General features: G+C 30.8%; 27 protein-coding genes and 1 pseudogene. 14 read left to right on the top strand and 14 right to left on the bottom strand.

Annotated features, from left to right (window positions below; all coding sequences use genetic code 11):
- Complete coding sequence (locus M890_RS0100770; protein ID WP_028281678.1) at positions 1-1047, top strand: cytochrome-c peroxidase; 1047 nt, start codon at positions 1-3, stop codon at positions 1045-1047.
- Complete coding sequence (locus tag M890_RS0100775) at positions 1025-2011, top strand: transporter family protein (RefSeq protein ID WP_028281679.1); 987 nt, start codon at positions 1025-1027, stop codon at positions 2009-2011. The genes M890_RS0100770 and M890_RS0100775 overlap by 23 nt, the downstream gene beginning before the upstream one ends.
- Positions 2012-2051: 40 nt before the next feature.
- Here the strand turns inward: M890_RS0100775 and M890_RS0100780 are convergent, their stop codons facing one another.
- Positions 2052-2990 carry a LysR substrate-binding domain-containing protein gene (locus M890_RS0100780; protein ID WP_028281680.1) on the bottom strand — a complete coding sequence of 313 codons (939 nt, stop codon included), beginning with the start codon at positions 2988-2990 and terminating at the stop codon, positions 2052-2054.
- A gap of 104 nt (positions 2991-3094) precedes the next feature.
- Here M890_RS0100780 and M890_RS0100785 point away from each other — a divergent pair, with 104 nt between their 5' ends.
- Together M890_RS0100785 and M890_RS0100790 are read left to right on the top strand one after the other, a co-directional pair.
- Positions 3095-3574: a Dps family protein gene (locus tag M890_RS0100785; protein ID WP_028281681.1), complete on the top strand. Its 480-nt coding sequence runs from the start codon at positions 3095-3097 to the stop codon at positions 3572-3574.
- Between the two features lie 113 nt (positions 3575-3687).
- Positions 3688-4344: a class I SAM-dependent methyltransferase gene (locus M890_RS0100790; protein ID WP_036597003.1), complete on the top strand. Its 657-nt coding sequence runs from the start codon at positions 3688-3690 to the stop codon at positions 4342-4344.
- 26 nt (positions 4345-4370) lie between these two features.
- On the opposite strand, the gene M890_RS15640 is transcribed toward M890_RS0100790, so the two are convergent.
- The 3 genes from M890_RS15640 to M890_RS0100805 all read right to left on the bottom strand — a co-directional run bounded on the left by M890_RS15640 (position 4371) and on the right by M890_RS0100805 (position 6741).
- Positions 4371-4790 (bottom strand): BLUF domain-containing protein, encoded by a 420-nt coding sequence (locus M890_RS15640; protein WP_028281683.1) that lies wholly within the window; start codon positions 4788-4790, stop codon positions 4371-4373.
- 132 nt (positions 4791-4922) lie between these two features.
- A complete protein-coding gene (locus M890_RS0100800; RefSeq protein ID WP_084553529.1) occupies positions 4923-5390 on the bottom strand; it encodes a DUF2141 domain-containing protein in 468 nt (155 codons plus the stop codon).
- A gap of 103 nt (positions 5391-5493) precedes the next feature.
- On the bottom strand, positions 5494-6741 hold the full coding sequence (locus M890_RS0100805) for an OmpA family protein (RefSeq protein WP_028281685.1): 1248 nt from the start codon (positions 6739-6741) through the stop codon (positions 5494-5496).
- A gap of 196 nt (positions 6742-6937) precedes the next feature.
- Between M890_RS0100805 and M890_RS0100810 the strand changes: the two genes are divergently transcribed.
- A complete protein-coding gene (locus M890_RS0100810) occupies positions 6938-7540 on the top strand; it encodes a trimeric intracellular cation channel family protein (RefSeq protein ID WP_028281686.1) in 603 nt (200 codons plus the stop codon).
- Here M890_RS0100810 and M890_RS0100815 read toward each other — a convergent pair.
- From M890_RS0100815 to M890_RS0100830, 4 genes and pseudogenes are all read right to left on the bottom strand, one after another.
- Positions 7537-7863 carry a DMT family transporter gene (locus M890_RS0100815; RefSeq protein ID WP_028281687.1) on the bottom strand — a complete coding sequence of 109 codons (327 nt, stop codon included), beginning with the start codon at positions 7861-7863 and terminating at the stop codon, positions 7537-7539. The genes M890_RS0100810 and M890_RS0100815 overlap by 4 nt on opposite strands.
- A 120-nt stretch (positions 7864-7983) precedes the next feature.
- Positions 7984-8349 (bottom strand): annotated as a pseudogene (locus M890_RS15645) (DUF2200 domain-containing protein).
- 126 nt (positions 8350-8475) lie between these two features.
- Positions 8476-10632 (bottom strand): M3 family metallopeptidase, encoded by a 2157-nt coding sequence (locus M890_RS0100825; protein WP_028281688.1) that lies wholly within the window; start codon positions 10630-10632, stop codon positions 8476-8478.
- Between the two features lie 42 nt (positions 10633-10674).
- The gene (locus M890_RS0100830; RefSeq protein ID WP_028281689.1) at positions 10675-11361 is read right to left on the bottom strand and encodes a peptidylprolyl isomerase; all 687 of its coding nucleotides are present in this window, start codon (positions 11359-11361) and stop codon (positions 10675-10677) included.
- 7 nt (positions 11362-11368) lie between these two features.
- On the opposite strand from M890_RS0100830, the gene M890_RS0100835 reads away from it, so the two are divergent.
- The gene (locus M890_RS0100835; RefSeq protein ID WP_028281690.1) at positions 11369-12010 is read left to right on the top strand and encodes an NUDIX hydrolase; all 642 of its coding nucleotides are present in this window, start codon (positions 11369-11371) and stop codon (positions 12008-12010) included.
- Positions 12011-12057: 47 nt separating this feature from the next.
- The gene (locus M890_RS0100840) at positions 12058-12864 is read left to right on the top strand and encodes a lysophospholipid acyltransferase family protein (protein ID WP_028281691.1); all 807 of its coding nucleotides are present in this window, start codon (positions 12058-12060) and stop codon (positions 12862-12864) included.
- An 8-nt stretch (positions 12865-12872) separates the two neighbouring features.
- Here the strand turns inward: M890_RS0100840 and M890_RS15650 are convergent, their stop codons facing one another.
- Genes M890_RS15650 through M890_RS0100855 form a run of 3 tightly spaced genes read right to left on the bottom strand, consistent with a single transcriptional unit; the run spans position 12873 to position 14464 of the window.
- Entirely contained in the window at positions 12873-13334 is a 462-nt protein-coding gene (locus M890_RS15650) for a hypothetical protein (protein ID WP_036597006.1), read from the bottom strand.
- Positions 13334-13966 carry a DUF8845 family protein gene (locus tag M890_RS0100850; protein ID WP_028281692.1) on the bottom strand — a complete coding sequence of 211 codons (633 nt, stop codon included), beginning with the start codon at positions 13964-13966 and terminating at the stop codon, positions 13334-13336. Before M890_RS0100850 ends, M890_RS15650 begins: the two co-directional genes overlap by 1 nt.
- Positions 13967-13969: 3 nt before the next feature.
- Complete coding sequence (locus M890_RS0100855) at positions 13970-14464, bottom strand: RNA polymerase sigma factor (protein WP_028281693.1); 495 nt, start codon at positions 14462-14464, stop codon at positions 13970-13972.
- 266 nt (positions 14465-14730) lie between these two features.
- Here M890_RS0100855 and M890_RS0100860 point away from each other — a divergent pair, with 266 nt between their 5' ends.
- The 3 genes from M890_RS0100860 (at position 14731) to M890_RS0100870 (ending at position 17863) form a co-directional block, all read left to right on the top strand.
- Entirely contained in the window at positions 14731-16884 is a 2154-nt protein-coding gene (locus M890_RS0100860; RefSeq protein WP_028281694.1) for a TonB-dependent receptor, read from the top strand.
- Positions 16885-16963: 79 nt separating this feature from the next.
- Positions 16964-17470, top strand: coding sequence for a hypothetical protein (locus tag M890_RS0100865; RefSeq protein WP_028281695.1), 507 nt, complete (start codon positions 16964-16966; stop codon positions 17468-17470).
- A 105-nt stretch (positions 17471-17575) separates the two neighbouring features.
- On the top strand, positions 17576-17863 hold the full coding sequence (locus M890_RS0100870) for a hypothetical protein (protein WP_028281696.1): 288 nt from the start codon (positions 17576-17578) through the stop codon (positions 17861-17863).
- A gap of 14 nt (positions 17864-17877) precedes the next feature.
- Here the strand turns inward: M890_RS0100870 and M890_RS0100875 are convergent, their stop codons facing one another.
- Both M890_RS0100875 and M890_RS0100880 read right to left on the bottom strand, forming a co-directional pair.
- On the bottom strand, positions 17878-18384 hold the full coding sequence (locus M890_RS0100875; RefSeq protein WP_028281697.1) for a 3'-5' exonuclease: 507 nt from the start codon (positions 18382-18384) through the stop codon (positions 17878-17880).
- 44 nt (positions 18385-18428) lie between these two features.
- Complete coding sequence (locus tag M890_RS0100880; protein WP_028281698.1) at positions 18429-20273, bottom strand: hypothetical protein; 1845 nt, start codon at positions 20271-20273, stop codon at positions 18429-18431.
- A gap of 266 nt (positions 20274-20539) precedes the next feature.
- Here M890_RS0100880 and M890_RS0100890 point away from each other — a divergent pair, with 266 nt between their 5' ends.
- Genes M890_RS0100890 through M890_RS0100905 form a run of 4 tightly spaced genes read left to right on the top strand, consistent with a single transcriptional unit; the run spans position 20540 to position 23689 of the window.
- A complete protein-coding gene (locus M890_RS0100890) occupies positions 20540-21166 on the top strand; it encodes a hypothetical protein (protein ID WP_028281699.1) in 627 nt (208 codons plus the stop codon).
- Positions 21167-21168: 2 nt separating this feature from the next.
- Positions 21169-22515 (top strand): 2TM domain-containing protein, encoded by a 1347-nt coding sequence (locus M890_RS0100895; RefSeq protein ID WP_028281700.1) that lies wholly within the window; start codon positions 21169-21171, stop codon positions 22513-22515.
- Between the two features lie 11 nt (positions 22516-22526).
- Entirely contained in the window at positions 22527-22874 is a 348-nt protein-coding gene (locus M890_RS0100900) for a 2TM domain-containing protein (RefSeq protein WP_028281701.1), read from the top strand.
- A 59-nt stretch (positions 22875-22933) separates the two neighbouring features.
- Positions 22934-23689, top strand: a complete 756-nt coding sequence (locus M890_RS0100905; protein ID WP_028281702.1) for a LytR/AlgR family response regulator transcription factor — start codon at positions 22934-22936, stop codon at positions 23687-23689.
- A 3-nt stretch (positions 23690-23692) separates the two neighbouring features.
- Here the strand turns inward: M890_RS0100905 and M890_RS0100910 are convergent, their stop codons facing one another.
- A complete protein-coding gene (locus M890_RS0100910; protein ID WP_028281703.1) occupies positions 23693-24874 on the bottom strand; it encodes an LETM1-related biofilm-associated protein in 1182 nt (393 codons plus the stop codon).
- Between the last annotated feature and the right edge of the window lie 57 nt (positions 24875-24931).

Below are 24931 nucleotides of genomic sequence, written 5' to 3' on the forward strand. Positions count from 1 at the left end.
ATGAAAAAGTTAAGCCTTGTTTTATTAGGCTTGGTTACACTGTTTGCCTGCTCTAATAGTACAGAGACTGCTAACTATGTTCCCATACCTTTACAATTAGAATTGCCAACTAATTTTCCTGAAATTGCTTATAATTTGGATAATAATCCCATAACAGACGCTGGATTTGAATTGGGTAAAAGATTATTTTACGAAGGTAAATTATCATCTAATGGTGCAATAGCTTGTGCTTTTTGTCACGAGCAAGCTTTTGCTTTTACGCATCATGGACATAATTTAAGTCATGGTGTAAATGGAGGAATTGGATTAAGAAATGCACAACCTATCCAAAATTTAGCTTACCAAACCTCATTTATGTGGGATGGTGCAGCATCGCATTTAGATTTGCAACCCATACTTCCTATTACTAGCGTGTTAGAAATGGGTGAAACCTTATCCAATGTTATTGTAAAATTACAACAGGATAGTTATTACCAAGCGCAATTTGCTAAAGCATTTGATGGAGGAGAAGTCAATACAGAAAACATGTTAAAAGCACTGTCACAGTTTATGTTAATGATGATTTCATCAAATTCTAAATACGATAAGTATGTTAGACAAGAAGACAATGTTACATTAACTGCTTTAGAATTGGATGGTTTAAATACATTTCAAAATAAATGTTCAAGCTGTCATGCTTCAGATCTATTTACAGATCAAACCTTTAGAAACAATGGGCTACCTATTAATCCACAATTAAATGATAAAGGACGTTTTAATATTTTAGAAGATCCAAACGATTTGTATAAGTTTAAAGTGCCAAGTTTACGTAATGTAGAGGTGTCTTATCCTTATATGCACGATGGACGTTTTTCGACTTTAGAAGTTGTCTTAGATTTTTATGATTCTGGAATTGTAAATAATGGTAATGTAGATCCATCACTACAAAAAGCAGATGGGACTTATGGTATCTCACTTTCAGCATATGAAAAAGAAAGCGTCATAGCTTTCTTAAAAACATTAACCGATAATCAATTTTTAGAAGATGAACGTTTTGCAGAATTTTAAATATTTAATACTAGGAATCATTTTATTTAGTCTCGCTAAAGCAGAAGCTCATAACCCTGTAAACCCATGTAATAGGCATGAACCATTTCAAGTACTATGTGATTTATGTGGTTGTTCTACTAGTAGCGGAAGTTTTGGCTTTGGGACATTAAGTAACGCTAATTTTGTAGGTGTAAGATATATCTATCAAAATTTTGAATCTAAAAATGGGATTTTTGAAAACTCTCCAATAAGTAAAGAAACCTTTAATACTATACAATTATGGGCTCAAATACCTATTAATGATTCTTTTTACGTTACTACAAGTTTGCCATATCAAGATTTGACAAGAGATTTTAATAACGTCAAAGAAAACCTAAACGGGTTAGGAGATGCTAGTGTAATTGGATGGTATAAACACGTGTTTTATAAAAAGAAAGATGAAAGCGTTGTAGATTTTAACCCTAATAAAGAACCATCAGGACATAGTCTGCAGTTTGGTTTAGGTGTTAAATTACCTACTGGTCAGTTTGAACAAAGATTAGCAGATAATATTAATCCAGGATTTCAAGTTGGGACAGGAAGTATAGATGGAGTTTTCTCATTAGGTTATAATTACGGAAGTGACAAATTTGGAGTCAATACGCTACTTAGTTATTATTTAAAAGGCGAAAATAAAAATGACTACCAATTTGGAGATCAATTTAGTTATGCAGTAAACTTTTTTACTGCAATTCCGCGTCAAAAAATGAATATCATGCCTTTTGTTGGACTTTCAGGAGATGTATATGATTCCATTACGCAATACGACGAAACGTTAAGAGATACGGATGGAAATATTGTTAATTTTAGTTTTGGATCCGAGTTGGCTATTGAAAAATTTATTTTTGGAGCTAGCTACACATTACCTGTTAGCCAAAGTTTATTTGGAGATAATGTGCAGTCTAAACAGCGACTATCTGTTTATATAAATTTTGCACTTTAATAAAAAAAAGCGACCAACTGGTCGCTTTTTTTATACTTTTTTATTTATGTATAGGACTAATTATTTGTACATTTTGAAAAGCAATAGCACCTCTAACAATACCAGAAATTACGTCTTGCATAGCTTCAATAATTTGCATTTTAAGTTCGCTTTTATGATATATTAAACTTACCTCTCTTGCAGGTGAAGGTTCTGTAAAATAATGCAGATTTTCTTTAGCTTTTTCATTCAAATCTAAGGTGTGTAAATATGGCATTAGTGTCATGCCTAATCCTTCATTAGATAGTTTTACTAAAGTTTCAATACTACCACTTTCTAATTGAAACTTGTCATCATTATGGTTTTTAAAAGCCTTACATAAATTAATAACACCATCTCTAAAACAATGACCATCTTCTAATAAAAGCATGTCATCAATTTCTAGGTCAGAGGTTTCTAATTTTTTCTTGTTTTTTAACCTGTGATTTTGTGGTACGTAAGCAACAAATGGTTCAAAATATAGGACGCGTTCTTTAATATTTTCGTTTTCTAAAGGTGTTGCAGCAATAGCAGCATCTAAATGTCCATCGTTAATTCTAGATATTATTTCTTCTGTAGTTAACTCTTCAATTTTAAGTTTGACCTTAGGATATTTTTTAACAAAATTGGTTAAAAACATTGGTAATAATGTAGGCATAACGGTTGGAATTATACCAATCTTAAATTCGCCACCTATATAACCTTTCTCTTGATCTACAATATCTTGGATTCTATAAGATTCGTTAACTATATTTCTGGCTTGTGTTACTATTTTTTTTCCAACTTCAGTTAACTCTATTGGTTTTTTACTTCTGTCAAATATTAAAATATCTAATTGGTCTTCTAATTTTTGAATTTGCATACTTAGCGTAGGCTGTGTTACAAAACATTTTTGAGCTGCTTTAGTAAAATTTTGATTTTCAGCTACAGCTAATACATAAGATAATTGGGTAATTGTCATTGATATAGTTTAAGACTATAAAAATATAAAATCTATCAATAAAATTTATACATTATCTGAATTATTTAGCCGTAAATTTGAGTAAACAAATAAATATTACAATAATGAGTTATAATAGCCTAGGATTAGATACAAAAAAAACTAAAGAATTAGCAGATCAATTAAACCAGTTACTAGCTAATTTTCAGATATATTATCAAAACTTAAGAGGTATACATTGGAATATTAGAGGTAAAAACTTTTTTGATTTACATGTAAAATTTGAAGAATTGTATACAGATGCAAACATGAAAGTTGATTTAATTGCAGAGCGTGTTTTAACGTTAGGAGAAACGCCTTTACATACATTTGAAGACTATGTTAAATTAGCTAAAGTGCCAGTAGGACACAATGTCTCAAAAGATGAAAATGCAGTAGCATTAATTGTAACATCTCTAACCGAGTTATTGCAATTAGAGCGTGAAATTTTAAATGCAGCAGGAGATGCTAATGATGAAGGGACCAACTCAATGATGAGTGATTTTATATCTGAACAAGAAAAAACGGTTTGGATGATGAATGCTTGGTTAGGTAAAAGCTTATAAAAGCACACTTAAACAAAATAAAAAAAGAGTGACTATGGTTGCTCTTTTTTTTTGCTATATAGTTTTTGTAGGTTTGTTTTTATAAGTTTAGCCAGTATAAACTAATTAAAATAATGAAAACACCAAAAACACCTTGGCCAACCAAAGCTGCTATGCAACAGGTTTATAAAATGAACCTTTGGGGAAGTAATGCGTCAGAGTTTTATTCAGGTGAAGGCTCTCATAATCCAGAGTTAGTTAATCCTTATATTGAGGCTATAGTGTCTTTTTTAAAAACACTTAATACACCAATCAGTGTATGTGATTTAGGTTGTGGCGATTTTAATATTGGAAGTAAATTATTTAAGTATACTAGTAAATATTTTGCAATAGATATCGTACCAGAGTTAATTGATCATAATAAAAGCAATTTTAAAGCAAATAATCTGTCTTTTAGTAGTTTAGATATAGCTAAAGACGATTTGCCAACTGCAGATTGTGCCTTAATTAGGCAAGTTTTACAGCATTTATCCAATGCAGAAGTCCAAAATATATTAAATAAGTTACAGACTTATAAATATGTTATTATTACAGAGCATATTCCGTTATTTGATTTTATACCTAATTTAGATATAATTTCGGGACAAGGAATTAGACTTAAAAAGCAAAGCGGTTTGGATGTTTTAAAAGCACCTTTTAATTTTAAGGTTACATCTCAAGAGGAGCTTTTAACTATTAATCTAAAGGATGGTAAAGGTAAAATTGTGACAACTAAGTATACACTATATTAAACTATTATTTAAAAATAGAGTCAAGTTTACATAGCAATGTTTTCTAATAATATGTCTGCAACTTGTGGAAGTCTATTAATTAAATCTTCTAAAACCTTAGGATCGCTTAAATCGGTTCTTATGCCTGGAATTAAGCTTAATGAAGGATCATCAAAATCTGCACAACCCATACTCCAAATGCCAAAAAGTCTAGTCTCTACTGTTTGATCATTAATTATTTTGATTTTACTGTGTCTTATATCGCGACGTAAACGCTGTAAAAGGTCATCAATAATATCATGATCACCTTCAATAACCTGAACAAATAAACCGTCCTTGTGCATTAGTACACCTGTAATATTATCTATGGTGTTAAATGCACGTGCATCATGTAGTAGATCTAATAACTCACGTTTATTAAAATGTTGTGTGGCTTGACTAGAGTAAATTATTCGACGACAGGTCATATGTTTATTATAAAGTAGGTTATTAATAGTATTGGTTATCACTAAGTTAATCAAAAAAAATAATGTTGAAAAAAAATAAAACTAAAAAAAGCCACTTATAGTGGCTTAAATAATGTTTGTTTGGTGATTGTATTAAAAGCGTATATCTAAATTTAAATTTTCAGCGTCGATATTAAATTTAGCTTCTCCAAAGTTAGGAGGACCATAACTTAAAGGATTATTAGACATTCCATAACTTTCTTTTGGCATTCCATTTTCAAAATCCATTCGGTTATTCTTATTTTCATCATGTAAAACCATAACAGCATATGTACCAGGTTTTATATTTTTAAAAGTAACAGTAACTGTATTGTTTTTTATCTCACTATTAATATTCTGAATACCTTGACCTTTCATCCAAGTTTCACCATTATGTAAAGAAAACATAATTTGTCCAATATTATTTTTAATATTTTTTACTGTAACTGTTATTGTTTGACCTTCTATTGTTGTTACCTCTAAATCTGATTGTGCTACTGAAAACGAGATGCTTAATATAAAAACTATTAAACTAGTTATAAAAGTTAAGTACTGTTTTTTAGATGTTTTTAAAGTCTTCATAATATGTTGTTTTAATTGGTTAACACTTCAAATTTGCAACAAAGACAACTATTAGACTAAAAAATCGTACTCAACTGTTATTTTTTATAGTTCAGTTGTAGTATTAAATCATTGGTATGATTTCTACGCGTCTATTTTTATGTCTACCTGCTTCAGTATTTGAAGAGTCCACAGGAAATTCTTCACCAAAACCTCGTGTTATAAGTTTGGTTGAATCTATTCCTTTCGCAACTAAATAATCTCTTACTGCATTAGCTCTAGCTATTGATAATTTTAAGTTAGTTTCAGCAGAGGACGTATTATCTGTATGTCCAGATATTTCGTAAGTTTTTATGTCAGATTTTTTGATGTAAGAAGCTACATTATCTAGTGTTTTTTTGCTTTCGGCTGTAATTTCTGATTTACTTAATTCAAAATAAATTAAAACAGCTTTTGGTTTAGAAGGTTGAATTTTTTCATTATTATTGGCTACAGGTGGACAACCATTATTATTGTTTAATCCTTTAACAGAAGGACATTTATCAAATTTATCTGGTACACCATCATTATCTGTATCTGGTAAAGGACAACCGTTATTAGTTTTATCTCCAGCAAAATTTGGACATTTATCATATGGGTCTGCTACACCATCATTATCAGCGTCTGGACAACCATTTAACGTTCCAGCGATATCTGGACAATTATCTTCTTGATCCATAATGCCATCTTTATCAGTGTCAGGACAACCACCATAAATGGCTAAACCAAATACATTTGGACAATTATCTTCTTTATTAATAATACCATCGTTGTCGTTATCTGTTCCACCAAATTTAAAAATTAGACCAACAGAGTGTTGGAAGTGGCTTATCCCATAATCATCCAATGCATGTTTATAGATGGATTGACCAGTTAAACCAAAATTATAAGTTATCCAAACATTTAATCCAACGCCTGCATTTGCTGTAAGTGATTTACCTAGCGTATCTACCCATGTTAATCCACCTCCTACAGCTACATAAGGGTTAACATTAAAATTATTTATAAGGTTGTATTTGACTAGACCATCTAAGGCTATTAATGAAAACTTTTTGTCAACATCAATGTAATTTTGTTTAATTCCTGTTAATGTTACAGATCCCTCTAAAGATAAATTGCCTGTTAAGTGTCTAGAAAGTGCTCCTTTAAAGCCAGCAACTTCCCAATTCCAAGTTTTAAAACGTCCTAAATTATTTGGTGCTTTTAGTACAGGATTATTAATTGCATTGGTGCTTAGGCTAGCTGTCCATGGAGAATACACATCTTGCGCTTGTAAGTTTTGAGATACAGCTAGTAGTAGGACAACAGTTAGTAGTAAAACTAATCGTTTCATTTTTTTTAGAATATTGGTTAATAGCAAGACCAATATAGTTTAAATAATAATAATATTAAAACTATTAGGATTAACGGTTGGCTTAGACAGATTAAGTATAATAAGGACTCTAACGTTTGTAATGGATGTTAATAATTGTTAAGTTTAAGCTCTTAGGTTAATTTTATAAAAACTAATTTTGCTTTTTAAATTGACTATGTTTTACATTATAGATATTTTAGGAACAATTGCTTTTGCAATTTCAGGTGTACTTGTCGCACTTAATAAACGGATGGATGCTTTTGGTATTTTAATTATTGCCTTTGTTACTGCTGTTGGAGGAGGTACCTTAAGAGATATTTTAATAGGCGAAACACCTGTTAGCTGGATGAAAGATATGACCTTTATTTATGTTGTTATAGCGTCTACCATATTTGCTGTTGTATTTAGATCTAAAATTGATTATTTACGCAAATCTTTGTTTTTATTTGATACAATTGGTATTGGATTGTATACAGTTGTTGGAGTTGAAAAAGGAATTTCGGCTGGATTACATCCTATTATATGTATTTTTTTAGGAACAATGAGTGCCTGTTTTGGAGGTGTAATTAGAGATATTTTATGTAATGAAATCCCTGTGATTTTTAGAAAAGAAGTTTATGCAACAGCGTGTATATTAGGAGGTGCAACCTACTTTTTAGTTATTAAATTACCAATAGCATCAAATTTTGTATTTGTAATTGCAGGAGCAGTAGTTATAACTGTAAGATTAATCGCTGTAAAATTTAAAATTAGTTTACCTAGTTTATATAAAGACTAATTAGCGACTACTTTTAATCCTACAATAGATATTATTAAAGTGGAAATAAAAAATAATCTCCAAAAAGTTGCAGGCTCATCAAAAACTACGATACCTAAAATGACGGTTCCAACAGCTCCAATACCAGTCCATACAGCATAGGCTGTCCCAATAGGTAGTTGTTTGGTAGCTTTTAAAAGTAATAACATACTTATAGCTAGACAGATTATAAATCCAATATACCAATAAGTAGCTATAGTTCCACTGGACTCTTTTGCTTTACCAAGACAGGCTGCAAAAGCTACTTCAAATAATCCAGCTATGATTAAAATAATCCAATTCATGTATTAAGCAGAGTTGTTATAAAAGCACTATAACTTTTAATCAAAAATAAAGTATTTATATAGATTTTGTATGACAAAGGATGGCTGAATAAGGATAAATAGTCATTGCATAACAAAGTATCAATTCTGTCTTAATATTTTATCCATTTTACGACCTTTAGCTAGTTCATCGACTAATTTATCCAATTATCTTACTTGTTGGGTTAAAGGAAACATAATATCTTCAATGCGATAACCGCAAATAACACCTTTAATAAATTTAGCATTTGGGTTAAGTGTTGCCTCTTCAAAAAAGGTTTTAAATGACACTTTTTTATCAATTAAGGTTTCTAATTTGAAAGCGTTGTAACCTGTCAACCATTCTATTACTTGGTGTAACTCAGTTATTGTACGTCCTTTTTTTTCCACTTTAGTTACATAATGAGGATATACAGATGCGAAGGTCATTTTAGCAATTCTCTCATTTTGTTCTGGTGTAACGATCATAATTTTAATTGTTATTAGTTTTTAATATAAACTTATAAAAGAAAATAACCCTAAGTACAATTTCAAAAAATTATAAATAGGGTTGTAATATTAGTATAATATCAATTTTTATTGGAACTTAAAATATTAATTATTAGTCGTAACCGGAAAACCTCTATCACGCATTAAAGCTTCAATTTTAGCACCTCGTCCTCTAAATAAATTATAAGCTTCGGCTGGATCCATACTATTTCTTGGTGCAAATAAGTATTTAACTAATTTATCGGCTAAAGCTTTATCATAAAAACCATCAGGTGCATCTTTAAATGCTTCCGAAGCATCGCTAGTTAGTACATCTGCCCACATATAACCATAATAAGCAGTCGCATAACCTTCGCCAGAAAAAACATGTCCAAAATGTGGTGTTCTGTGACGCATTGGTAATTCTTCAGGCATATTAAGTGTTGCTAAAGTTTCGGTTTCAAACTTAGCTATATCGATATTTGTTGGGTCTGCTAAATGTAATTTCATATCCATTAATGCAGAAGCTAAATATTCAGTAGTAGCAAAACCTTGATTAAATGTTGCAGCTTTTTTGATTTTAGAAACAAGTGCAGCAGGAATAGGTTGGCCTGTTTTATAATGTACTAAAAATTGATTTATAACTTCGTCTGTAGATAACCAACGTTCTAGTAATTGACTCTGAAACTCAGTGTAATCTCTGACACCACCATTTAATGTTGGGTATTTTACGTTAGATGAAAAGAAGTGTAAAGCGTGTCCAAATTCATGAAAGAAAGTTTCGGCATCATCCCAAGATATTAAAACAGCTTCACCTGGAGCAGCTTTTACAAAATTAGAATTATTAGATGCTAATACTGTTTTTGGTCCATCAAATGTAGTATGGCTTCTGTAGGTTGTAGCCCAAGCACCAGATCGTTTTCCTGGTCTAGCAAATGGATCTAAATACCATAGTCCAATGTGTTTTCCAGAATCTAAATCTGTAACTTCCCAAACTTTAACGTCTTCATGAAACACAGGTACTTTTCCCTCTTCCACTGGAGTAAATTTATAATTAAATAAACGTCCAGCTGTATAAAATAAGGCTTGTGTTAATTTGTCTAATTGTAAGTATTGTTTAACCTCGTCACTATCTAAATCGTATTTTTTCTGGCGTACTTTTTCAGCATAAAAGCGATAGTCCCAAGGTGCGATTTCTATATTTTTACCTGCAGCATCAGCTACAGCTTGCATATCTGCGACTTCTTCTTTAACTCTTGCAATAGCTGCAGGCCAAACTGCTTCCATTAATCTCATAGCATTTTCAGGTGTTTTTGCCATACGATCTTGTAAACGCCATTCGGCATAATTAGAATAGCCTAATAATTGTACACGCTCTCTTCTAAGTTTTAATATTTCTGCAATTAGCGCTTTGTTATCATAGGCATCTCCATTATCTCCTCTAGAGTAGTAGTTGGTCCAAACTTGCTTACGTAATTCGCGTTCAGTACTATAAGTCAAAAATGGATCCATTGACGATCTAGTGTTTGTAATGGCGTACATACCGTCTTTACCATTATCTGTTGCAATTTTTGCTGCAGATTTTATAAAACCATCACTTAATCCGTCTAATTGGTCTTTAGTTAAATAAGTGATATAGTTTTCTTCGTCATGTAATACATTATCTCCAAACTTATTATATAGTGTAGATAACTCTTTATTAATCTCAGCATAGCGCTTTTTCTTAGCGTCATCTAATTCGGCTCCATTCATTTCAAAACGTTTGTAAATAAGTTCTACAACGCGTTGTTGATCTGCTGGTAATGGGTTTTTTAAAGAAGCCTCATATACTGTTTTAATGCGTTTAAATAATTTTGTGTTTTGATTAATTTTAGAAGTATAATCAGATAATTTAGGTGCCAAAGCACTTTGTACGTCTCTAAACTCAGGACTACTTATGTTACTACTAAAAATCCCATAATAAGTAAAAACATTATCTAGACTATGACCTGCACGCTCCATAGCTTCAATAGTATTTTTAAATGTAGGTGCATCAGTATTGTTTGCAATTACCTCAATATCATTTAGTCCTTGCTCGATACCTTCAATCACAGCAGGTTCTACTTGGTCAACTTTCATTTTGTCAAAAGCAGGAACACCTCCATAAGGTCCTGTAAAGTCTTTAAGCAATAGGTTATCACTCATAGGTTTAGAATTGTCGTTTGTTGTAGCATCTTTTTTACAACTGGTACTTAGTAAAATAATAGTACAAGTTAGGATGCAGTAAATAGGATTTGTTTTCATAGTTAAGTTGATTATAGTCTAAAAATACTTAAAAGTATATCCTTATTCTAAAATTTTGACTGTTTTAATATAGATGTTTGATAAAGGCCAATCGGACTCGTCCACAGTAACTGCGTTAATCTTGTCAACAACGTCCATACCAGCTATGACCTCTCCAAAAATAGTAAAATCACCATCTAAATGAAACGCATCTTGTTGTGTGATAAAAAACTCGTAAGGTGAGGCTAATTTATGCGGATTTTCAATCTCGCTACTAGGCATAGATATTACACCTCTTTTATGAGTAAAACCACGTTTTGTATCTGTTGGCAATAAATAATGACCAATTTTACCACGTTTGGCAGCAACTTTTACATTGTCTGTGTTACCACCTTGAATGATAAAGTTTTTAACCACCCGATGAAACTGTGTATTATCAAAAGCACCTAGTTTAGTTAGAAAAATAAAATTAGCACGATGAAACTTAGTAATGTCATGTAATGCTATGTCAATGTTACCCATGGTTGTTACCAGACGTACTTTGCTTTCTTTATTTTTAGTTTCGTATTCTAAAAAAAAGTCCATAGCGTTACCCTCGGTTAAATAAGGGTATTTTCGTTTAGGAGTCGTGTCTTTCTCTATAGTGTCAACCACTGTTTTAATCGAGTTTGTTGTCATTTTAGATTTGGATTGTTTATCTTCACAATTAAGAAATACAAAACAAAAACCAACCAATAATAATACGCGCATTTTTAAAATGAATTTTAATGAATTTGTCATAGCGTTACCAAAAATAAAAAATATACCATTGCCAGCCGAAGCATCACAGCTTAAAATGGTGCCATCATATAGGCAAGATTTGGTAAAGCAACAAGGTGATAATATTAAAAATGCTAGGCAAAGTGCAGTTTTAGCCTTGTTTTATCCGGATTTGGAAGCGCAAACTAAACTAATTTTAATTTTAAGAAAAACCTACAAAGGGGTTCATTCTGGACAAGTCGGTTTTCCAGGCGGAAAAGTAGAGCAGGAGGATCTGGACTTAATGCATACTGCTTTGCGTGAAACGCATGAAGAAGTTGGTGTCCATCCAGAATTAGTTACAGTTTATAAAAAGTTAACGCAAGTTTACATTCCACCAAGTAATTTTTATGTCCAACCGTTTATTGGATTGGCTTCTCAAACACCAATATTTACTAAACAAGATGCCGAAGTAGAGGATTTATTAGAGGTATATCTAAGGGATTTATTGTGTGATAGTAATTTAACTTCCAAAAAAGTTAAGACAAGTTATGGTGCTGAGGTTGAGGTGCCTGCCTTTAATTTAAGTAATCATTTGGTTTGGGGTGCAACTGCCATGATGCTTAGCGAAGTCAAAGACTTGTTAAAAGCAACCCTTTAACTTAAAGGTTTTTCTATATTTGTATCCACTAAATGTAAAATAAAACTATGGGTTTATTTAAAAAAAATCCTTTTGGACATATACTTTTTGTTAAAAAATGGTTGATTAGAATCTTAGGCGTCTTAACACATAGACGTTATAGAGGGTTTAATGAGCTACAAATTGAAGGGTCTGATATTATAAGAAACTTACCTGATACCAACGTATTATTTATATCTAATCATCAAACATACTTTGCAGATGTAATTGCAATGTTTCATGTTTTTAATGCAGCATTAAGTAATAGACAAGACACGATTAAAAATGTGGGTTATTTATGGAATCCAAAACTAAATTTTTATTACGTCGCAGCTAAAGAGACTATGAAGGCTGGACTATTACCTAAAATATTTGCTTACACAGGATCTATTAGTATAGAGCGTACTTGGCGTAGTGAAGGTAAAGACGTAAACAGACAAGTTAAAATGTCTGATATTTCTGCTATTAAAAAAGCGTTGGATGATGGTTGGGTAGTTACATTCCCACAAGGGACAACCACACCTTTTAAGCCAATCCGAAAAGGGACAGCACACATAATTAAGCGTCACAAACCAATAGTGGTGCCTATTGTGATAGATGGTTTTAGACGTAGTTTTGATAAAAAAGGATTACGTATTAAAAAGAAAAATGTATACCAATCTTTTGAGATTAAAGAACCATTAAAAATTGATTACGAAAACGACTCTATTGCAGATATTGTAGAGCAAATTGAATATGCTATTGAGCAGCATCCATCGTTTTTAAAGGTAATACCTCAAGAAGAGTTATTAGCACAGGAAGAGCTAAATAAACAACGTGAATTTTTAGGCGAGTAATTACTAGGTTAAATACAGCTTTCAGACGTTTTAACATCTATTACTAGACCTTCAGCTTTTGCTTTTTTATCCTTTTCGGATCCTAAAGCCATACCAATTACCATACCTATAAGTAGCCCAAAAGTTAAGCTTATAGGTCCTAAAGCCATACCAAAGACTAATCCAAGACACATACCTATTGGCATGTAGGTGTTGGTGTAATGACCAATAGTAATTAAATTAAATTTTTGTTTTAAAAAGGCTAATAATTGCTTCAGTTTTTTGTTTAAAACTTTAATATTGGTACTAGATTTTAAATCTATTAAATCCAGCTCATTATGCAAGGCTGTATGTTCAACTTCAGAAAAATTTCTTAGCTTTAAATCGTTAAACACTCTAACAAAATCATCATAAATACGACGTTCTTTTTTTGAAGAAAGTTCTGTTTTTAAACCTTTAAAAAAAGTAATGTAGTTATCAAAAGTCTGCATTATACTTCTATTTTTTTAAGCTCGTTGTAGTTTCTATTTAATCGTTTTAATAAAATACCGTAGATTAATTTATAAAACAACCAGATTATAGTTACAAAAATTACAGTTACTAAAGCAAACACACCAACCATTACCATAAATTGTGTATTGTTAAAATGCTCAATTTTTTCGATCAATTTAGGATCATGTTTACTAGTGTAATAAAAACCAAAAATCATTGATACAGTAGCCATAATTAAATTATACAGTACGTAGTACTTGATAACTTTTCTGGTTTTTATAATATTTTTCATTAACCGTCTAGCACTATCAGTGACAGATATAGACTTGTAAGATTTGTATAATAAGTATACAAACAATATAATAATAGCGTAGGATAGCACACTTAAAATTATAAACCAATTACTGTTATACATCTCATCATGTTTAGCACGATAGGTGTCAGACATTACAAATGGCAAAGCATTTATAACAATCCAAAAAACTAATTCGGCAATACTTATATAAAAAAGCGTCTTAACAATACTAGACGATTTTTTTAATAACATAGGGTAGATTTGCGAAGCCGATTTTTTTTCAAATTTAGCATCACTATTAACCCAATCCTTCTTCAATAATTCTAATTCATCCATAGGTTACGGATTTAAAATGGTTTTTAATTTTGTTTTCACTCGGTTCATTTTCACTCTAGCATTCACTTCAGTAATTCCCATTGTTTCACTTATTTCTTTATAATTTTTGTCCTCTAGATATAAAAAAACTAACGCTTTTTCGATATCATTTAATTGGTGGACAGCATTATATAATAATTTTAATTGGTCCTCTTCTGTACTGTCATATTCCTCAGCACTTATTTTAAACTGTACAGTATCAAATTGCTGAGTATTTATAGTACGTTTAGACTTGCGATATAACGTAATTGCAGTATTTAATCCCACACGATACATCCAAGTACTAAACTTACTATCACCTCTAAATTTCGGGAAAGCCTTCCATAATTGGATGGTTATTTCCTGAAACAAATCATTGTGCGCATCATAATTATTGGTATAAAGTCTACAAACTTTATGCACAATGTTTTGATGCTGCTCCAGCAATTCGACAAAATTTTGTTCTAGTGGTTTACTCAATGGTTATTTGGTTGGTTTAACTATTAGTAGTTTAAAATATAAAGATGTTACACAAATTTAAAATTATTTTTTTTGGCGTTACCACAAGGGTCGCGTTTTCCGTTTAAATCTTTTTTTGCCATAAGGCAAAGCAAAAAAAGGATACCACTGCAACCGCTAACGCAACTCATCCTTAAAAAATAACACTTCAGGATTATTTTATTTTAAATCAGAGGTCATCCAAACATCTTTGTGCCATCAAACAATCAAAACTCGAACCATAAATTATGAAACCTTTTTTTACACTATTAATCCTATTAGTCAGTCTATTTACGCAAGCGCAAACCACAATATCAGGAACAGTAATTGATACAAATAAGCAACCAATATTAGGTGCTAATGTTTACCTAAAAGGCACTTATGATGGAGCCAGCACATTAGCAGATGGTAGTTTTAGTTTTATAACAAGTAACACAGGACAGCAAAGTTTAGTCATCTCTTTTGTATCTTTTGAAACAATAACACTTACTAATCAAGTTACTGACTTGCATGATTTAAAAATTGTATTAAAAGACGATATAAACACTTTAGATGCAGTGGTACTATCAGCAGGTACCTTTGCAGCAGGAGATAATAGTAAAATATCAGTATTAAAACCGTTAGATGTGGTAACTACTGCCAGCGCATTAGGTGATTTTGTAGGCGCTTTACAAACACTTCCAGGTACAACAACAGTGTCAGAAGATGGACGCTTATTTGTACGTGGTGGAGATGCAGAAGAGACACAAATATTTATCGATGGTATTCGTGTGTTTACACCTTACTCACCAACAACTAATAATATCCCGACACGTGGACGTTATTCGCCATTTTTATTTGACGGAATTACATTTTCTACAGGAGGTTATAGTGCAGAATATGGACAAGCATTATCTAGTGTTTTAGAGCTTAATACGGTTAATCAACCCGATCAAGAAAAAACAGATATTGGTATAATGAGTGTTGGAGCTAGTTTAGGAAACACCCAAATTTGGGATAAAAACAGCCTAAGCGTCAATGCGGCTTACATTAATTTATCACCTTATTTACAAGTGTTTGATGATCGTAACGATTGGAAAAAACCTTTTGAAACCTTTTCTGGAGAAGCTGTTTTTAGACATAAAACAGACAATGGACTACTTAAACTTTACAGCGCTTTTGATACTTCGGATTTTAGTTTAGTACAAGACGATATAAATTACCAAGAAGGCATACCTCTAGCCTTAAATAACAAAAACGTTTACTTTAATGGTTATTATAACCAAGTTTTAAATAGCAATTGGTCACTAGCTACTGGTTTAAGTTATACCTATGCTAAAAGCAAAGTAAATGTTTTTGATAGTAAAATTCAGTCAACAGAAAACTCAGTACATGCAAAATTAAAGCTTAAACACCATATTAGTAACAGGTTTAAATTAAATTTTGGTGCAGAGCAGTTTACGACGCAATTCAGCGAAGACTATAACGATGCAATAATTAATAACGTCACTTATGGTTATAACAATAACCTAACAGCAGTCTATACTGAGGCTGATATTTTCTTCTCTAAAAATTTAGCATTAAAAGCAGGTTTTCGCGCAGAGTATAGTGCTTTATTTGACCAAGCAACATTATCTCCAAGAGCATCCTTAGCTTATAAAACAGGCAGTAAAAGCCAATTGTCATTAGCGTATGGTAACTTTTTTCAGCAACCAAATAGTGCTATTTTAAAATTTAATCAAAACCTAAATGCACAACAAGCCCAACATTATATTTTAAATTATCAGTTTAATGCAGACGGTAAAATATTTAGAGCAGAAACCTATTATAAAAAATATAGTGATTTAGTAAAATATGATACCGACTTGACTAGTTTTGATACTAATTTTAATAACACTGGTAGTGGATATGCAACAGGATTAGATTTGTTTTTTAGAGACAATAAAAGCATCAAGAATATTGATTATTGGGTAAGTTATTCGTTGTTAGATACTAAACGAGATTATAAAAATTTTCCAATAGCTGCACAACCAAATTTTGCAAATACACATAATCTGTCAGTAGTCGGAAAGTATTGGATAGATAGTTGGAAAAGTCAGGTAGGACTTAGTTATAATTTTGCATCTGGTCGATCGTATACAGATCCAAATCAGATGGGATTTTTAAATCAAAAAACAAAAGCTTATAATAGTTTAAGCGTTAATTGGGCTTACCTTTTAAGTCCTCAAAAAATCCTTTATTTTTCAGTAAATAATGCCTTAGGATTTACTAATGTTAATGGTTATCAATACTCAGATACACCAAATATAAATGGTCAGTTTAATAGTCGTGCCTTGCGTCCAGCTGCAGACCAGTTTTTCTTTGTTGGTTTCTTTTGGACAATTAGCCAAAATGGTACAGATAACCAATTAGATAATTTATAATTATTATTACTTCAAAAGGTAGGAATTATCTGTATTAAATGGTTATATTACTAAATATCTAACTTAAATTTTTATAGCTATGAAAAGTTTCCTTTTAAAATCCGTTCTAGTATTAGTGCTAATAAGTTTTACGTCTTGCAGTAGTGATGACGATACAACAGATAATTCAGCAGAAGTAAATCAAGTCGTTGGAGAATGGCAAATGTATAGGACAGAAAATCTTGAAGCTGTCATTGACCAATGGACAGGAACAGAATGGACTTATGTTGATCAATGGTTTAAAAGTGTTTTGGATGATTCTGAAATATTAATAACATTTAATAATGATGGTACATTTACCGAGTTTTATGCAACTGTTGAAACTGCTAACGGAACTTGGGAAAAATTAGAAGATGGACGTTATAGTTATAATTACACCTTAGAGGTAGATAATACCAATGAAGTCCTAGTTGGAACTCGATTAATTACAGTACACTGTGATAATACCTTTTCTGTAATTACAGAAGGTGACGACAGAAACGTAGCTTATTACAGAACCAGAAACACGACAGAATGTAGTGACTTGATTACTTATAATCTAGAATAATTAATAGATTTATAAATATTACCTAAACTAATAATTTAATAGCAAGCAGAATTAAAACTCAGTTTGCTATTATTTTTTTGTTATTAATTTATTCTAAATTGCAGCATGAAATTATTTGTCAAGCTATTTATCATTCTATTTATTATAGATATTGCGTTAGGGTTTTCTATAAGTTATCTAGCAGAACACGTCCTACAACCCAATAGTATTGTAATACGCTTAATTGATGAAGCTATTTCGTTTCCGTTAACCTTATTTAATCGCTTGTTTCCAGAACAGGGCATTTATAGATCAAGCACAAACTCGTTTTGGTTGGTTGTAATAGTTAACGCATTAATGCAAGCCTTAATAGCTTTTATAGTTATTAAATTAATAAAAAAAGCACGCGCTTAGTTACGCTTTATAATCTAAAATAAAGGTAAAGACTCAAACTGAGCAATTAAAAATAATTTACCACACGCTCTAGCGTCTGACAAAGCATCATGATGCTTTAAAGGAATATTGTGCACTTTACAGCAAGCATCTAATTTAGCAGGTTTATAACCTTTATTACGATATAGTTTTAAAGTACATTCCCAACGTTGTTCCATGACTAAATCAGCATGCGGAATATTAAAATCGCTCATCGTTTTTAGTAAAACCGTTCTGTCAAAAGATTCGTTGTGAGCCACAGTTGTAATTCCCGAAATTCTTTTTTTAATCTCAGGATAAATAGCTTTGAAGTTTGGCGAAAACCTAGTGTCATCCTCTGTAATACCATGTACTTGTATGTTATGGTAATTGTATTCGTTTTTTGGAGGTTGTATTAAAGCATGAAACTCTTCAATAATTTCGCCATCTTTAAACGTTACAATTCCAACAGAACAAATATGATGGCTTTTAGCAGTTTCAAAATCTATTGCAGCAAAGGTCATGTATTAGGTTTTGTGTAAAGTTAAATTATATAATTTAATTTATTTTATTTACTCAAAGCTTTTAAAATGCGTTCCTCATTAATGACAATGTCTCTAAACAAGACATGAGGAAACTCTTTGTGTTTTGATGTTTTGAAAAAGTCGAAGATATTTGATAAAGTAGAAGCTGTAATCAATGATAAATTCATTTCAGTATCCATTTCACAATCTGTAACAAAATCATCACTAAACTCAGGAGCGACAAGTAATATTTTGACAATTCTTAAATTATTTTTAAGAGCTAAATTTTGATAAGATTTAAGTTGTCTAGAAACAGAGCTAAATTTATTGTATCCTCTTTCTTTACTGGTTTTACATTCAACAATAATGATTTCGTCATTACCTAAGTTTAAAAGAATATCCATCATGTCCTTTTTGGTATTCAATTTATTTTTGAAAGCATCATCTGCATTAAAACCTAAACTAGTGAAAATTGTTTTAGTTAATTCTTCAAATTTTTGACCTAATTCACTTTCCTTAATAATAATTCCATTTTCTTTCAATAAATTTAAGTTTCTATAGGCTACATTTTCATAATTTTCTAAATATAAATTTTCGACATCTTTGTAATGTTCTAAAATATTTAAAATGTCATCTCCTCGCTGTTTAACTCCATTATCTTTAATAAACTTAGTCAAATCATCTTTGACGATTAAATCTAAAATGTCTCTAGGTTTAATATTATAATCTAGTAAAAAGTCCGCTTTTAAAACATACTCTTCTTGTAATTCAAATTGATCTTTTATTTGTTTATTTAATTTAGGTAATGACTGATTTAACTCTGATAATAACTTATCAAATCCATCTAACGAAATACCAACTTTTTCATCACGTTCAACAATATCAAAATATTCAATTAAACTGCTTATTTTTTCATCTAAAGTACTTCCTTTTAAACTACTTATATTTAAACCTTTTTCACACAGTTCGTTTAAGGTTTTTTTCTTTTCAGTTAATGTGCTTCCTGTTTTGTAAATCCCTTCTAAAAGTAGATTAGTAAAAGAGACGCCTTCTTTAATTATTTCTTCAATTTTTTCAGAGTAATTAAGCTTTCTATCGATATTATGGTCTCTACAAATTTGATTTATGATTGGTTCTCTTAATAATTTTAATGTCCTTCTGTAAAATTTTTCACCTACTTCTTTTTCTCTAATATTTCTTAATATTCTAACCATTTCATCTGCAACATAAATTGTATTTTCTTTGTTTGAAAAGAAAATGACGCCAATGTTTTTCAAACCTTTGATTACATCCTGGATATCAAGCTTTTTAATAGGTAAAATAGAATAGTTTATTAGTTTAATCTCTTCTTGAGAAAGTCCAAGTTGTTTTGAAAGTGTCAGTATGATTGAAAGTTCATCCGAAGAAACTTTTGCTTCTCTATTATTAGCTATATCATTATTATACGCTGTATGTAAACAGGATTTGTAGATTTTGTAATCTCTTTTTCTAAGAATGCTTAATTCAGATTTATCATCTTCAAAATCTGCATTCAGTCCTTTAATTTTATTTTTTAATTGTTTGACTTCAGTTTCGTAAAGACGAGAAAACCAATCTTGTTTCATTATACAATTACCATCTCTAATAATAATATCAATTAAAATATCTAATTGAGAAGTGATTTCTTGAAACTCACATTTAATATGTTCTTGAAATTCATTTTCTGTTAATGCAAAAATCTTTGATATATTTTGATTATCTACAGATTTTAACCCTTTGTCTGTTGAACTTAGAATAGTATTAATCTCTTTTATCTGCTTTGGGTTTTTAGATATAATAGTATCTATTATCTTTATAAATGAGTTCTTTTCTATCGAACCCATTTTGTCTAATATTTTTTCTAATTTCATAATATTGGAAAGTGAGGTTAAAAACTTTAATTTCTTATCTCAAAACAAAGCTTTTTTTACCAAAAAAAATTACGGAAAACCGTAACCTTATTTAACCTTATCTTAAAGTATAAACTTACAACTATAAGCTGTTATATAAAATACGTAGAACTACGTAAATAACACGCATTACAATTCAGCCTAAAAAAATAACAGTTGGGTGACTCACTTTTTTAAAAGATGCGTTTATACTAGATATTTGTCGTGTAACAATAAAATAATTTAACATGTACAAACTAGCCATTATTATAGCATTATTAGTATCAAGTATGCTACAAGCACAAACCACTTATGAAAGCGGAATGAACAAAGCATTTGAACTTTGGAAACAAGGTGAAATCGCGCAAGCCTCAAATATGTTTGAGCGTATTGCAACTGCTGAAACAGACAATTGGTTGCCATCCTATTATGCTGCACAAGTATTAATCTTGGATGGATTTTCTAAACTAAAGCAAAAGGATGTTTTAGAGGCTCAGTTAAAAAAAGCACAGGGTTTTGTGGATGATGCCAACGCAATATCTAAAGATAATCCCGAAATTATGGTATTGCAAGCCATGTTACATATGGTTTATGTGGTAAGCGATGGTGCAACGTATGGTATGACCTTGTCAGGTAAAATTAATGCACTATACGCACAAGCTTATAAATTAGCTCCTGATAATCCAAGGGTTATGTTAAGTAAGGCAGAATGGGCTATGGGAACTGCCAAGTATTTTGGAAAAGACACTAAGCCATTTTGTATGCAAATAGAAAAATCTCTGCAACTTTTTGCTAACTTTAAACCAGAAACTGCGTTTGATCCAAATTGGGGACAAGAGCGTGCAGAACAATTAACTAAAGACTGTAACAAATAATAATGTCAAAATTTATAAAAGAATTAGGTAAAGCATTTATAGTAGGTTTACTTGTGTTTTTGGTTAGAATCGTGATTATGTATCTTAACGGTTCTACAATACAAGCCAATCAAGAGTTACTATTAGATTTTATTTATAATCAAATGTATGCTGTAGTGTTGCACTTGTCCAATGCTTATTTTGTGACTTATATGTTGCAAAAGCATAAAGACAATCTGTTTAAACTTAAAAACTTAATTCTTGCTGCTTTAGCTTCCATTGTAATCTCTGTTGTTGCCATATTCTGTTTAAGATTATTTATTAATGTTGTCATATATGGTGGAGCGTTAATGGACTTTTTAAAGGAAGATAAGTTAGTGTATTATTGGTTTTCGTTAACTATAGCTATTACAGTAACTGCTGGATATTACATCTTTTTTTACTTAAAGCATTTACAAGAAAATAAAGTAAAAGAACAAAAAGTAATTGCAGGTACTGCAAGCGCAAAGTTTGATGCGTTAAAAAACCAATTGGATCCTCATTTTTTATTTAATAGCTTAAATGTTTTAACTAGTTTAATTGAAGAAAATCCAAATAGCGCACAAAAATTTACCACTAGTTTATCTAAGGTTTACCGTTACGTCCTAGAGCAAAAAAATAAAGAATTAGTAACCGTTGATGAGGAGTTGCAATTTGCTAAAACCTATATGTCTTTGCTTAAAATGCGATTTGAAGACAGTATTGTTTTTGATATACCAGATCAAGCCAAAAACCCAGAAAGTAAAGTTGTACCATTAGCATTACAGTTATTGTTAGAAAATGCAGTAAAACATAATATTGTAACCAGCAGTAAACCGTTACATATTAAAATTTATGAAACCGATCAAAACCTAGTTGTAGAAAACAATTTACAACCTAAACAAATAGTAAAAAAGAGTAGTGGTGTGGGATTAGAAAACATTAAACAACGCTACCAATTATTAACCAATAAACGCGTAAGTATAAGCCAAAACACCAATATGTTTTTAGTTTCTATACCTATGCTAACTAAAGAAATTTCAGTCATGAAACCAATACCAAAACAGCAATTAGACGACTCGTATGTAAGAGCACGCAAACATGTGGAAGAGTTAAAAGAATTTTATTACAACCTAATTTCATATTGTATAGTCATTCCATTTTTAATATTTATAAACTATAAAACCAGTTGGGATTATAAATGGTTTTTCTTTCCAATGTTTGGTTGGGCAGTAGGACTATCATTTCATGCTTATAAAGTCTTTGTAAACGATGGTGTACTAGGAAAATCTTGGGAAGACAAGAAGATTAAAAAGTTTATGGAAGAAGATAACCAACAACGTTGGAACTAAAATATATTACAATGAAAAATGATATTGATACGTATCTAGAAGAAAACCAACAGGCTAGATATGAAAAAGAAGAAGCTTACTTAAGAGCAAAGAAAAAAGTAGAAAAAATTGTGGGCTTTTATTGGCATTTTGCCATTTATATTGTGGTTAATATTTTTATAATGTTACTAATATATAAGCAATCAGGTCAACCGTTTTTAAGTATGGCAGTTTGGTCTACTCCAATATTTTGGGGAATTGGTTTAATATTTCATTTTTTAGGTGTTTTTGGGACAGATTACTTGTTTGGTAAAAACTGGGAACAACGTAAAATTGAAAAATACATGAACAAAGAAAAAGAAAATAAACGTTGGGAATAACTAGTTATTAATCATCTCACAACACTTAATATCAACTAACCAACCAAATTATAGTACCAATGAAAGTGATAATTATTGAAGACGAAAAACCATCTGCAAGACGTTTAAAACGTATGCTAGAAAGTATTGATATTACTACCGAAACGATGTTACATTCCGTAGAAGAATCGATCCAATGGTTTAATACCAATGCGCATCCTGATTTAATATTTTTAGACATACAGCTTAGTGATGGGTTGTCTTTTGAAATCTTTGATCAAGTTGAGGTAAAGTCAGCTATTATTTTTACAACTGCTTATGACGAGTATGCTTTGCAAGCGTTTAAATTAAACAGTATTGATTACCTATTAAAACCTATAGATGAAGAGGATTTAGAAGCTGCAGTTGCAAAATATAAAACTAGGCTTCCGCAGAAAACTAATATCGCCTTAGACTTTGAGGATATCAAAAAACTACTAGTTAATCCAATTGATAGAGTTTACAAAAAACGATTTTCTGTTAAAGTAGGACAACATTTAAAATTGGTAAACATTGATGATGTCGAATGCTTTTACAGCGAAAATAAAGGAACCTATTTATACACGACTGAAGGTCGAAACTACCTTTTAGACACAACCCTTGAAGCTTTAGAAAACGAACTAGAACCAGAAACCTTTTTTAGAATAAACCGAAAATTTTATATAAACATTAATGCTATTAAAGACATTATAAGCTATACCAATTCGCGCTTACAAATTAAACTTAATAACTTTAATGAAGATGAGGTTATTGTTGCTAGAGAGCGTGTAAAGGATTTTAAAAATTGGTTGGAGTAGTGGTTACTCTTCTTCATCTTCAATCCTATTATCATCAAAAGCACTTGGCAGTAATTTAGGTATAAATTTAACAACTAAAGGTAATAATAATGCTCCACCTGGTAATATAAAAATAGCTAAACTTGGTATAGATTTAAAAACATCTAAAAGCTGGTCTTGTACTTTTTTTTGTTCGTCCTTAGTTAAATCTCTTACTGTAGATTGTGTTAATAAAATTAGCAACTCTTTACTTTCTAAAAGCTCTTGGGTTAATTTTTTGCTATTGCGTTTAATTAACTTTAATACCATGTTGGTAGAGTTATCATAAAACGTTTTTACAATATTTTTAGAGCCTAAAAGCGGTACTTTTTCTCGGTAGTTTTTGTAAAAGTCTTCAATAGTTTTTGAAGCTTCATCTGTTTGATGCTGTGTTAGGTTAAGTTTTTCGCCTAAAGTATTTAAAAAAGATTCTTCTTCATTATCTAATTTAGCATCAGTCCATGTAGCCATAGCAGCTAAATCCAAACAATAGCGTGCAAATAAATTGGTGTCCACTAAATTGGTAGCTTCACTAAATAACAATACACTATCGCGTTGGTAACGTAAAGATTGCTCAAATAGGTTGATTAAACTTTTATCGTAATCGGATTTTACTTTTTTACTATGTAAGGTGTTTAAAACTATACTTTCTATAATAGCTTCGTATTGTTTAATAACATCATCATCAACTGTTCCAGTTTTTAAATAGGTTCTAAAAGCCAATACGTCAACAAATAATAAAGCATTAGTTATAAAGTAATTAAAACTTTTGTCTATTAGGTTGTCGTCAATTTGAACACGTTTATTTATAATACGTTCTGCCTGATCTTTTACATCCTTTGATCCAATAATTCCTTGTAAAAAGGAGACCCTTTCTCTATTAATAGTATTATAAAAATTGGCAACTTCAGTATAAAAATCGTTAGCTGTATTATGGTTTGTGTAAGCAATAAGTAAGGCAATGACTAAATTTATTTTACAAATTTCGTCGGATCCATAATCTTTGTTTTTAATCCAATTATTTACAACAGTTACATTACTTCCATATATAAAACCGCAATCTCTAAAGTGTCTGTAATACACTTCTAAGTCGTTGTCTTTAAAGAGCTCATAAGGTTTTAGCTCGTTTATAAGTTTTTTAATCCAGCCTGAAGCAGATGGGTTCATGGTTCTATTTAATTATGGTATCAAAGATACTTTTTTAAAATTATTTTATGTCTTTTT

The organism is Olleya marilimosa CAM030 (genome assembly GCF_000518485.1).
GTDB classification, from domain to species: Bacteria; Bacteroidota; Bacteroidia; order Flavobacteriales; family Flavobacteriaceae; genus Olleya; species Olleya marilimosa.